Source organism: Gemmatimonadota bacterium, from assembly GCA_039715185.1.
In the GTDB taxonomy this organism is placed as follows: Bacteria; Gemmatimonadota; Gemmatimonadetes; order Longimicrobiales; family RSA9; genus DATHRK01.
In genome coordinates, this window is record JBDLIA010000097.1 from 1 (window position 1) to 11,882 (window position 11,882).

Below are 11,882 nucleotides of genomic sequence, written 5' to 3' on the forward strand. Positions count from 1 at the left end.
GGAGACCACCACGGCGGCGGCGACGGGCAGCCAGGGCACGCGCCACTCCGCCGCTGCGCCCGCCCGCGCGATGACCGCGGGAGCCGCCACTACGCCGAGTGCCAGGTACGCCAATAACGCGGCGACGCCGATGAGGCGATCGACCACCACGCTGGTAACGGCGGCCGCGCGGGCGGGCAGGGCCCTGGACGCCGCCACCGCGCGTACCGCGTCCCCACCGACCGACGTCGGCAGGAACAGGCTGAAGAAGTTGCCGATGAGGTAGAGGCGAAAAAGGAAGCCCCACGCGGGCGCCTGTGCGCCCAGGATTTCCTTCCAGCGCAGCGCGCTCACCGCCTGCGCCAGGAGCAGCAGCGCTCCGGTGACGCCCACCCCGAGGACCACTTCGGCCCCGATCCTGATGGTGCGCTGAGACAGGTCCACACGTGACAGGAGCACCCCCAGAAGGCCAACTCCGATGGCCAGGCGGGCCCACGTCGTCCAGGACGAGCGCACGGCTCCGCGATCGCCGGGGGGCGCAGGCTCCCCTGCACCTGACCCGGCGGAAGGGGGAGTCGCGGCGCTTCCCGCGGCGGGCGACCCCCCCGACGGTCCATCTTCGTCGTCCGCCCCCACCGCCCGTCCGGATCGTTCGTCCGCGGAAGGGAGAGCTCGGTCCGCCGTCAGCTCCCGCACGTTCTCGGCGAGCCTGTAGCGGCGCCGCTGGTGGGCGTGGTGGAATACGATCATTTCGCCGACGAGCCCCAACGCGACCGCCTGCGCCCCCAGCACCAGGAGCAGGACCCCCAGGAGCAGGACCGGGCGGTCCGCGAGCGGCTCGCCCTGCAACCTTTGGACGGATACGACGCCCAGCACCGCCGCGCCGAGCAGCGCCGAGATGCTGCCCACCAGGCCGAAGAAGCGCAGCGGCTTTTCGGTGAATCGCAGCAGGAAGAACATCCCCAACAGGTCTATCAGGCGCCGCAGATAGATGCCCGGCGAGTAGACGCGAGGTTGGTTGTCACCCTGGTGCTGCTCGGCCTCCAGCTCGACCACGTGGAATCCCTCGCGCTGGGCCAGCAAGGGTAGGAAGCGGAAGAAGTCGCCGTAGAGCGGGGTCTCCTCCAGGACGCGGCGGCGCAGCGCCCGGACTCCGCACGCCAGATCCCGGAAGTGCGATCCCGTGAACCACCGGACCAGCCTGTGGAACCAGCGGTTCTGGACCCGGTTGATCCAGGAGTCACGGCGCGGCCAACGCACCGCTAGAGCTAGGTCGGCCTCCCGGGTGGCCGCCACCAGGTCGACAAGAACCGCCGCTTGTACCCTACGATACGCGGGCAGCGTAACGAGCACGTCCCCCCGCGCCTTCGCGCCGGCCACCTTCAGCATGGTGGCCTCTCCGACTCCCTGACCGAGCTGCAGCACGGTGATCGGCTCACCCCGCTCGGCCAACTCCAGCAAAGGCGTCCCGAGGGTCTCGAACCAGGGCTCGCAGATCACCACGAACTCGAAGGGCAGCCCGGCGTCGCGCAGGGGCTCGGCGTATTCTCTGTAGAGCTCCGCGAGGGGCTCGGGGCGCTCGCGCACCGGCACCAGAACGGACACCAGGCCGGGGCCGCTCACGCCCGCACCTCACGCACGACCGGCAGCGGGCGCGGAGCGTCCATGGCCTCGGTGCGCAGGAACACCTCGGCGATCAGTCCCACCATGACCAGGAAGACCCCCAGGCCCAGAACGAGCAGGGAGATTCCGGGCAGGACGATGGCGCTCGCGAGCCACGGCCGCAGCCCCAGCGCCGCGCCCACGGCCGCAAGGGCCGTCAGCCCCGACAGCCCGAACGCGACCAGAGCGGCGGGCCCGAACAGGGCCAACGGCCTGTCTGCGTAGGACTGGATCATCTTGACCGTCAGCATGTCGGCGAGCACGCGCCAGGTGCGGCCCGGCCCATACTTGCTAGCGCCTGCGAGCCGCGGGTGGTGCCGCACGGGAATCTCGGTGATGCGGCCGCCGCCCGCGGCCGCGAACGCCGGGATGAAGCGGTGCATCTCCGAGTAGAGGTGCAGCCGATCCAGGAGGTCTCTCCGGTACGCCTTGAGCGCGCACCCGACGTCCCTCACCGGCACTCCGGTCAGTCGGCGGATGATCCGGTTCGCGACCCAGGACGGCACCTTGCGCATGACGAACGCGTCCTGGCGGCGGACCCTGTAGCCCACGACCAGGTCGTGCCCCGCCTCGATTTCCGCGAGCAACAGCGGGATGTCTTCGGGGTCATTCTGCAGGTCTCCATCCATCGTAACCACCACGTCCCCGCGAGCGGCGTCGAAGCCGGCCTGGAGCGCTGTCGTCTGCCCGTAGTTGCGGGCCAGCGCCAGCACGCGGATGCGCGCGTCGGCGGCGGCGGCGTCCCGGCACGCCTCGAGGGTGTCGTCCCTGCTGGCGTCGTCGACGAGCACGGCCTCCCACGAGGCGACCCGGGCCGCCTCCAGGCTCGCACGCAAGCGCTCCACCAGCGGAGCCACGTTGGCCTCCTCGTCGAACAGAGGAACGACCACGCTCAAAGAAGGCTCGTATCCCATCACCCTTCCCCCGGTGGGCAACCGTCGTGCCGCGATAATCTGCCCGTTTTGCGGCGCCCGTCGCTGTCCCCGCCCCCAACCGACGATGCCACCTTGTCGACCATCCGCAACAGCCGCTCGGCGTCGTTGCGTCGAAGCAACGAGTGGGTAGGGAGCGTCACCAGCTCCCGCAGGAGCATCTCCGAGCCGGGCCACCGCCCCTCGCCGGGGTCCAATCGACCGGCGACCGCCGGCAGCGCCGGGATGATCGCGGGAAACGTCTGCGCGGCTCCTAGCGCCTCGCCTTCCGGGCCAAGCGCAGCGGCCCCGCCCGGAATCCGCACGGGGAGCCGAAGCTCGCCGCCGCGTCCCCCGTCCGGGATCGGCACGCAGGATCCCGCGGGCAGCCGTTCGCGCAGCCACGCTCCGCGGCGCCGGCGCTCGGCGGCCTCGGCGTCCGCCGCTTTCGCGGTGGCCAGCGCCAACCGCGCCGCCGCCGAGGCCATTGCGGACGGAGTCGGCGCGTCCCGGTAGTCCGTCTCCCCGAGCCGCAGCCAGGGCAGGCGGGCAGGCAGGCCGTACAACCCGGGGCGGCCGAACGCCCACTGGCCCACGGCGGACGCCACCACGTCCATGCCGCTCCCCGCAGCGGCCGGCGCGAGGCCGGCCCCGGCGTCCAGCGCGGTGGCCGCCTCCCCGCGCACAAGTAGCGCCCCTCCGGCCCCGCCCGTCCAGCCCTTGCCGCGCGCGAAGCTGACCACACTCAGCTCTCCGAGGGCACCCAGGGGCGCGCTCTTCCAGGACGCGCCGTGCCCCTGCGCGGCGTCCTCGATCAGGACGGCGCCGCTCCCACGAACCAGGCCGGCGATCCGGTCCCAGTCGACCGGTACGCCGTACAACGGACTCACGATGACCACCGCTGGAGCCCCCGCCAGCACCCTCCCGAAGGACGCGGGCTCCGGCGCCAGCGTCGCCGGATCCACGTCGTAGCAGGCGATCCGGCCGGCTTCGGCGAGCACCGCCGAGGCCACGTCGAAGCAGGTGAACGCGGGGACCGCGACGGTGGCGTCGGCGGCGCGGCCAGCGCCTCCGCGCCGCCACCGGAGCGTGGCCCGCACCGCCAGTCGCAGGGCCTGCGTGCCGCTACCCGTCAGCAGCACCTGCTGCGCGTCGAGGCGCTCGCGCAGGAGGCTCGCCAGGCCCGCCCGCGGGTCGGCGCCGCCGGCGCGCAGCCACCCCAGCGGCCGGATCGGCGCGTAGGCCGGCGGCACCCTGCGCAAGCTCACGGGATCGTCCTCGCGATGCGCGGGCCGAGCGCCGTCGCGACACGCACGGGGAGCCGCCGCCAGATGCGGGTCGCCAGCGCGAGGCGCCCCGAAGACGGCGATGGCGTCCCGCCGGCGCCCGATGCGGACCACTGGAGCCAGGGTAGCGGCTCGTCGACGCCTCCCCACTGCAGCTTGAACCGGTGCGTCCCGCCGCCCGGCGGGCAGCGCCCGAAGTTGAACGTCGACGCGCCGCGCCCGATGGCGTGCCGCATGAACTCCCAGTACAGCAGCATGTTCGGGGCGAGTCGGTTCAGCGAACGAACCGCCGACGCCCAGGTCATCTCCAACTCGCCGCGCCACAGGAAACCGAAGCCCCCGGCGGCCGGCCGACCCTCGTGGTAGACGACGCCGATGGTCGCCTCGGCGGGGAGGCCGCGCACGATGGCGTCGAAGAATCGGCGCGGCAGCACGGGCGTCCCCAGGTCCCTCATGTTTCTGGCCAGGACGCCGTAGAAGGGACCCGTCTGGTCGGCGCCGAAGCGCGCCTCCATGCCCTCCTTCATGGGCCTGCGCACCTGGGCCCGGAGCTTGGAGCGGAAGCCGTCCCACAGCTCGTCAGCGGTCGCCGGCAGCGGCAGCACCACGGTCACCCGCCGATCGCTCACGCGTACCTCCGGAATCAGCCCCGGGACGTCGTGCCCGCCGGCGAGGGCGTCCGCCGCGGGCGTCCGGCGGCGCAGCTCCACCAGGTCTACTCCCCTCGCCCTTCCCTCCTCCACGGCGTGAGAGATCAGCTCGGTCCGCGCTGCGCGCGTCCCGATCGCTCCGCCGTAGTTGAGAAAAGGCACCGACACCAGGAAGGAACCCAACGGGCCGCGCACCGCCGCCAGCGACAGAACCCCTTCCAGCTCTCGCCCAGTACGGGCCGCGAGCAGGCCCAGATCGTGGCCCAGCCCGTCCGCCAGCACGGCCCGCCAAGCGTGCAGGTGGCAGAAGGTGCCGCCGGGGGTGGCCGCGACGAACGCGTCCCACTCGGCAGCGTCTCCGTCGAATGGTGCGATACGCATATCCCTACAGTCCGGCCACGGTCTCGGCCACGGGCCGAAACCGGAATTCCCGGAGGACCCGGCGAAGTCGAGAATGTACCCGCGTGAGGCCGCCGTAATGGCGCACGCGCACCGACAGGGGCGCCGGCACCCGCGGCTGCTCCGGGTCCACCTCCCACGGGTGCACGTACAGCGTACCTGGCTGGTCCCTGGACTCCGCCTCCCGCAGCGCCGAGCGCGTGAGCGAGTACGGGAAGAGGCGCAGATAGGCGCCGCCCGCGGCCGGCAGGTTGGCGCCCCACCGACGCAGCGTCGTCGGCGGCACCTCCACGAGTCGGCCGGCGGGCCGCTCGATCCAGTACGGGTAGCGCGGTGCCGAGGCGCGGTAGCCGTAGCCCGGCCGGGGCACGGGAAACAGGCTGGAATCGTAGGTGTGGCCTTCCTCGATCAGGATGTCGAGGGCCCATTCACCCCCCGGCAGGATCGAGAACGTCGGCGCCCGGTACCCCAGGATCTCAGTTCCCACGATGTCCTCCAGGACGCCCCGCGCGCGCCGGACCGACTCGCGAAACTGGTCCGGCGTCAGGGTAGACACGCGGCGGTGGCCGAAGCCATGCGAAGCCACTTCGTGGCCGGCTTCGGCTATGCGGCGCACCAGATCGCGGTGCCGTTCGGCGATCCACCCCAGGACGAAGAAGGTCCCGCGCGCACCGGCCTCCTCCAGGAGATCCAGGAGGCGCCCGGTGGCATACTCCACGCGACTTTCGCGCTCGCCCCAGGACGCTCGATCGACGACCGCCTCGAGCGCGCTGACCTGGAAATATTCTTCGACGTCGACCGTAAAATGGTGCTCGATCACGGCATCCCGTACGGGGCCCCGCCGCGGTTGGGCGGCGGCGCGTGAAATCCGCCGGCTCCCGGCCCGCCCATCCACGGGCGGGCACGGCGCATCACCGACTCGTCCTCGCGGCCGCCCGAAACCCGCGGCAGCGCGCTGTTTACGTGCATGTTCGTAGGCGGTGCGGACCGGAGTATGCAGTCCTCATGCCGCCCCCGGACCCATCCGTCGCGTCGCGGAAGCCCGCCCGCCCACTGTGCGTATGGGGCCACGTCCCGCAATTTGCAGTGGAAAACGCCCCGGGGCGATGCGAGGATTCGGGCGAGTCGGACGCCGAGCGTCTGTTGGACTTCCCTAACAGTTGTGGGCGTGCCGCAACGCGAGAAGCCGTCGATGCGCATTCTGATGATCGCGCCGCAGCCGTTCTTCCGGCCGCGCGGGACGCCGTTCAGCGTTCTACACCGCATCAGAGCGCTCACGCGGCTGGGCCACCGGGTGGACCTGGTCACGTACCCGTTCGGCGAATCTCCGGCCATCGAGGGCCTCACGATCCACCGCGCGGCGCGCCCGCCCGTGGTTCGCGACGTGGCCATAGGGCCGTCGATCGCCAAGCTGCTACTGGACATCCCGGTCGCTTCGCTGGCGCTTCGACTCGCCCGGACGCAGACCTTCGACATGGTTCACTCGCACGAAGAGGCGGGGCTGCTGGGCTCGTGGCTGCAGCGTCGCACGGGGTTGCCCCACCTCTACGACATGCACTCCAGCTTGCCCCAGCAGTTCTCCACGTTCGGGCGCTGGAATCTTCCGGGCGTAGTCAGGCTGTTCGAGTCCGTGGAACGGTTTACGCTGAGTGGAGCCGCTGGGGTGATCGCCGTGTGCCCGGAGTTGGCCGAGCACGTGGCGACGACGCCGTACGCGGGACCGCTGGAGATGATCGAAAACACCATGGATTTCGATGTGCGTCCGCCGACGGACGTCGACATCGACGCGTTGCGCGCCCGGCTGGGGCTTGGCGACGCGCCGGTGGTGGCGTATACCGGGACGCTCGAGCCGTACCAGGGCATGGATATCCTGGTGGACGCGGCTCGCGTCGTGGCCGGCGCCGTCCCCGACGCCAGGTTCGTAATCGTCGGCGGCCACCCGGACCAGGTCGTGGCGCTCCAGGCGACAGTAGACCGGGCGGGCCTCACGGAGTCCTTCGTACTCGTCGGGTCGGTCGCCCCGCAGGCGGTTTTCGGTTACCTGGCGCTCGCCGATGCGCTGGTCACCTGCCGGCTGCGCGGCACCAACACTCCGTTGAAGATCTACCAGTACATGCGCTCGGGCCGCCCCATCGTGGCGACGGACATTCGCTCCCACACCCAGGTGCTCGAGCCGACCACGGCCGAGCTGGTGGAGGTCGAAGCAGGCGCGATCGCGCGGGGGCTCGTGCGGGTGCTGACGGATCCGCAGCGGGCGAGGGCGCTGGCCCGGGAAGCCGGGCGGGTGGCCGAGGAGCGATACGGCGAGCGGCCGTACATGGAGGCGCTCGAGCGCATCGTCGACGCCACCGCGCGGGCCGCGGGCCAGGCGGCGGGGGCCGCCTGACGATGTGCGGCATCGCGGGTTTCTGGCACGCGGACGGCAAGCCCGCCGACCGCCACGTTCTGGCTGCGATGACCGCCTCGCTCGGGCATAGAGGGCCCGACGAGACGGGGCTCTGGACGGACGGCCCGGTGGCGCTGGGCAACCGTCGCCTACGGGTCATCGACCCCGAAGGCGGTCAGCAGCCGATGGGCAACGAGGACGGCACCGTGCGCGTCGTCTTCAACGGCGAGATCTACAACCACCGCGAGCTCAAGGCGCGACTCGAGGCGTTGGGGCACCGCTTCCGGACGCGCAGCGACACCGAGGTCATCGTCCACGCCTACGAGGAATGGGGCGACGCGTGTGTCGAGCGGTTCAACGGCATGTTCGCGTTCGCTCTATGGGACGCCCGTCGGCGCCGCTTCCTGGCCGCCCGGGACAGGCTGGGAATCAAGCCTCTGTACGTCCGCTTCGCGCCGGACGGGCTCACGTTCGGATCGGAGCTCAAGGCCGTCGTGCTGGCGCCTTGGGTGCCTCTGGAGTGGGACACCGAGGCCGTCGACGACTTCCTCACGTACGAGTACGTGCCGGCACCAGCCACGATCGTGGCCGGGGTTCGCAAGCTGCCTCCGGCGACCCTGCTCGCCTGCGGGGCGGACGAGCCGTACACGGAACGTGCGTATTGGGCGCTGAGGGGGGATCCCGAGGGCGTCGATCCCAGCCGCGCCGAGCGCGACCTGCGCGACCTCCTCTTCCAGGCGGTTGAACGCCGCCGCCTGGCGGACGTCCCGGTCGGAGCCTTCCTGTCCGGCGGCATCGACTCGAGCGCCATCGTTGCGTTCCTGTCCGAGGTCATGGATGAGCCGGTTCGGACCTACTCGATGGGCTTCGCCGATCGTTCCTACGACGAGCGCTCCCACGCCCGCGTCGTGGCGGAGCGCTTCGGGACCGACCACACCGAGCGGGAGGTCACGCCGGACGCGGCGGATCTGGCGCGACAGCTCGTGGCGCACTTCGACGAGCCGTTCGCGGACGTGTCCGCGTTCGCCACGTTCCTCGTTTCCCGAGTGGCCCGCCAGGACGTCACGGTGGCGCTTTCGGGCGACGGCGGCGACGAGCTCTTCGCCGGCTACGACGCCTACAGGGCCCAGCGCTGGGCGAGGCGACTCCGACACGTCACGCGCGGCGCTCCATGGCGCGTGGTCGACGCGCTGCTCGAAGCGCTGCCGCCCGGCACGGCCAAGAAGGGGACCCTCAACAAGGCGAAGCGCTTCGCGGCCGGCCTGAGGCTGCCGTCCGATCTGGAGCACGCCCGCTGGTGGGTGTTTCAGGATCTGACCCAGCGGCGCGCTCTCTACAGCGGGGCACTGCTGGATCGGCTGGGCGAGCGCGACCCGCTCGCGCACTACCGGGACCGGCTCGCGGACGGCGCGGCACGGGGCTTCCGCGGACTGCAAAGACAGCTCTATGCGGACGTCACGGGCTATCTGCCCGACGACATCCTCACCAAGGTGGATCGCACCTCCATGGCCAGCTCGCTGGAGACGCGGGTGCCCTTCCTGGACCACGAATTCGTGGAGTTCGCCATGCGCGTGGACGCCCGGCTGAAGTTGCGCGGGGGCCGCGGCAAGCGCGTGCTGAGGCGCGCGCTGAGGGGCATACTGCCGGAGTCCACGCTGAGCCGACGCAAGGAAGGCTTCAGCATTCCGCTCAAGCACTGGATCGGCACGTCCCTGCGGGAGACGGTGGCGGACGCACTGGCCGAGCGCAGGGTTCGCGAGCGCGGCTGGTTCGAGGCCGGCGCGGTGCGCGGCCTGTTGGAGGAACACGTGGCCGGCCGCCGGAATCACGCGCACCGGATCTGGCCTCTCGTCGCGCTGGAAATGTCGCTTCAGCACCTCACGCGCCTGGGCGCCTCGCGGGCTTCCAGGCCCGCCGAGGTGGCGCGTTGAGCAGCGAGGGCGTCGCCATGGCGAAGCAACCGAACGAGGACGGGGAGAGGCCCTCCGCGGCCACCACGCCGTGGCAGTTACGCATGTACCGGAAGTCCCTGAAGAAGCGCCAGAAGGTGGAACTGATCACCGACATGATCGGCCCGCTGGCACGGCAGTGGTGCCTGCTCGTCACCGGCGGGGACAACAACGGCGCCATCAACCATCAACTGAGAGCCCTCGGCGGTCGCTGGGCCTGGGCGGAGATGGAGCGCGACGGGATCGGCGCGATGGAGGCGTTCCTGGAAGAATCCGTGCACGCCGCTGGACCAGAGGCGCTGCCATTCCCCGACGCTCTCTTCGAGCGCGTCGTGGTCATCGACGTGCACGAGCACGTCGCGGATGTGGGCCCGCTGAACGCCGAGATTTCCAGAGTGTTGGCTCCTGGCGGGCTGGCCGTCGTGACAACCCCAAACGGGAACGAGCGGCTCCCGGTGGCCCGCCTGAAGCGCTGGGTGGGCATGAACCCACGCGACTACGGACACGTCGTGCAGGGCTACACGACCACTCAGCTCGCCGAGATGATGGAGGCGTCGGGGCTCGACGTGGTGGGCCGCGGCGCCTACTCCCGCTTCTTCACCGAGTTGGCCGAACTGGCGATCAACTTCGCCTACGTGAAGCTCCTCGCGCGCCGCAAGAGTCAACCGGAGGTCAAGGAAGGCACGATCGCTCCGTCGAGCGAGGAGCAGCTACGGGGGGTGGAGAAGACCTACCGCGCCTACGCCGCGGTCTACCCGGTAGTACGCGCGTTTTCGGCTCTGGACGCGCTCGTCCCGGGGTCCGGCGGCTACGCCGTCGCGGTGGCGGCCCGCAAGCGGGGGCTGACGCCGTGAGGGTGCTGGTAACGGGGGGCGCCGGCTTCATCGGCCGGCACCTGTGCCGCCACCTGTCCGAGCGCGGGCACCAGGTGGTCTCGCTGGATCTGCGGCCGGCGCGGCTGCCCGGGGTAGAGGATCGCGTAGGCGACATCCGTGACTCGGCGCTCCTCGATGCCCTGTTGGCGGACACCGACGTCGTCCACCACCTGGCCAGCGTGCACCTCCAGGTGCACCCGTCGCAGGCCGACTTCGACGCGGTCAACGTGGCCGCCGCGCGGGACCTGGTCGGAGCCTGTGCGCGTCACGGCGTGCGCCGCCTCGTGCACGCCAGCAGCGTGGGAGTATTCGGGCACGTGGAGCACCCGCCCGCGGACGAGGCCGCCCCCAAGCACCCGGGCAACGCTTACGAGCGCAGCAAACTCGCGGGAGAGAGGGCCGCGCTCGAGGCGGCGCGGGAGCACTCACAGGACGTGATCGTGCTGCGGCCGGCGTGGGCATACGGCCCCGGCTGCCCGCGCACGGCCAAGCTCCTGGACGCCATCGCGCGCGGTCGTTTTCTGTACGTTGGACGAGGCGACAACCTGCGGCACCCGGTCTACGTGGACGACGTAGCGGAGGCGTTCGAGCGCGCAGCGGACGCGCCCGCGGAGTACGCGGGTCGCACCTACATCATCGGCGGTCCGCGCGCCGTGAAGCTGCGCGAGCTGGTGGACGAATGCGCCGCCGCGCTGGGCGTCCCTGCCCCGGACCGGTCGCTGCCCCGGCCGCTCGCGGTGGGCCTGGGACTCGGGTTGGAACTCGCCTACGGGGCCCTGGGGCGCCAGCCGCCTTTCTCGCGCAGAAGCATCGTGTTCTTCGAGAACGACAACGCTTTCGATACGGCGGCCGCGCAGAACGATCTGGGTTTCAGCGCCCGCACTCCGCTCGCGGAGGGGCTGCGGGCCACGCTGCGGGCCCGGCGGGAGGCGGCAGCATGAGCGGCTCTCCGGCGAAGGACTCCGAGCCGCGGCGCTCCCACGCACCGCACGCGGAGCCGGGCCCCGTCGCGCCGCACCCGGCCATCCCGGCGGTGCGCGCGTACTGGAACTCGCGCGTCCACGACGAGCAGGTGAGCACCAGCGAGCCGGGCAGCAAGGCGTTTTTCGACGAGCTGGACGAGTACCGATACGACAAGCTCCGCTACCTGGAGAAGCTGGCGGATTTCCCCCGCTTCGCGGGCCGGGACGTGCTCGAGGTAGGGTGCGGGGCCGGTATCGACCTCGTGCGCTTCGCCGGACACGGCGCGAGCGCGCTGGGAGTGGAGCTGGCCGACGCGCCCCTGGCGCTCGCGGCGCGCAACCTCGAGGTCCGGGGGCTACGCGCTCCGCTGGCGGCCGCGGATGGCGCTCATCTTCCCTTCGCGGACGCCAGCTTCGACTTCGTGTATTGCCACGGCGTGTTGCCCTACGCGCCGGATCCGAGCGGCATCGCCGTGGAGGCGCATCGCGTGCTCCGCCCAGGCGGAACGGCGCTGTTCATGGCCTACCACAAGCGGTCCTGGCTGCCCGCCATGGCCCGGCTCACCCGCACGTCGCTGGAACACGACGACGCCCCCACTTTCAACCTTTTCAGCACCGACGATCTTGAGCGGGTGATAGCGCTCTTTCCGGTGCGGCGCATCCTGTACGAGCGCTTCCCTGTGCGCAGCCGGCTACACCGCGGACTCAAGGGTGCACTGTTCAATGGCGTCTTCGTGCCCGTCTTCCGGGCGCTGCCGAAACGGCTCACGAGGGGTCTGGGCTGGCACATCATCGCGGTCTGCCAAAAGGAGGCCGCCGTCGG

10 protein-coding genes are annotated in these 11,882 nt (G+C 71.3%); 5 read left to right on the forward strand and 5 right to left on the reverse strand.

Annotated features, from left to right (window positions below; all coding sequences use genetic code 11):
* From ABFS34_13950 to ABFS34_13970, 5 genes are all read right to left on the reverse strand, one after another.
* The coding region (locus tag ABFS34_13950; GenBank protein MEN8376545.1) for a lysylphosphatidylglycerol synthase domain-containing protein at window positions 1-1,602 on the reverse strand (1,602 nt) is incomplete at its 3' end.
* Entirely contained in the window at window positions 1,599-2,555 is a 957-nt protein-coding gene (locus ABFS34_13955; GenBank protein ID MEN8376546.1) for a glycosyltransferase family 2 protein, read from the reverse strand. The genes ABFS34_13955 and ABFS34_13950, both read right to left, overlap by 4 nt.
* Complete coding sequence (locus ABFS34_13960; GenBank protein ID MEN8376547.1) at window positions 2,555-3,820, reverse strand: DegT/DnrJ/EryC1/StrS family aminotransferase; 1,266 nt, start codon at window positions 3,818-3,820, stop codon at window positions 2,555-2,557. Before ABFS34_13960 ends, ABFS34_13955 begins: the two co-directional genes overlap by 1 nt.
* A complete protein-coding gene (locus ABFS34_13965) occupies window positions 3,817-4,869 on the reverse strand; it encodes a GNAT family N-acetyltransferase (GenBank protein MEN8376548.1) in 1,053 nt (350 codons plus the stop codon). Before ABFS34_13965 ends, ABFS34_13960 begins: the two co-directional genes overlap by 4 nt.
* 4 nt (window positions 4,870-4,873) lie before the next feature.
* Complete coding sequence (locus ABFS34_13970) at window positions 4,874-5,707, reverse strand: XrtA system polysaccharide deacetylase (protein MEN8376549.1); 834 nt, start codon at window positions 5,705-5,707, stop codon at window positions 4,874-4,876.
* 372 nt (window positions 5,708-6,079) lie between these two features.
* Between ABFS34_13970 and ABFS34_13975 the strand changes: the two genes are divergently transcribed.
* From ABFS34_13975 to ABFS34_13995, 5 genes are all read left to right on the forward strand, one after another.
* Window positions 6,080-7,273 (forward strand): glycosyltransferase family 4 protein, encoded by a 1,194-nt coding sequence (locus tag ABFS34_13975; protein MEN8376550.1) that lies wholly within the window; start codon window positions 6,080-6,082, stop codon window positions 7,271-7,273.
* 2 nt (window positions 7,274-7,275) lie between these two features.
* The gene (gene asnB, locus ABFS34_13980; GenBank protein MEN8376551.1) at window positions 7,276-9,204 is read left to right on the forward strand and encodes an asparagine synthase (glutamine-hydrolyzing); all 1,929 of its coding nucleotides are present in this window, start codon (window positions 7,276-7,278) and stop codon (window positions 9,202-9,204) included.
* Window positions 9,205-9,221: 17 nt separating this feature from the next.
* The gene (locus tag ABFS34_13985) at window positions 9,222-10,076 is read left to right on the forward strand and encodes a methyltransferase domain-containing protein (protein ID MEN8376552.1); all 855 of its coding nucleotides are present in this window, start codon (window positions 9,222-9,224) and stop codon (window positions 10,074-10,076) included.
* Window positions 10,073-11,038, forward strand: coding sequence for an NAD-dependent epimerase/dehydratase family protein (locus tag ABFS34_13990; GenBank protein MEN8376553.1), 966 nt, complete (start codon window positions 10,073-10,075; stop codon window positions 11,036-11,038). The genes ABFS34_13985 and ABFS34_13990 overlap by 4 nt, the downstream gene beginning before the upstream one ends.
* The coding region (locus ABFS34_13995) for a class I SAM-dependent methyltransferase (protein MEN8376554.1) at window positions 11,035-11,882 on the forward strand (848 nt) is incomplete at its 3' end. The genes ABFS34_13990 and ABFS34_13995, both read left to right, overlap by 4 nt.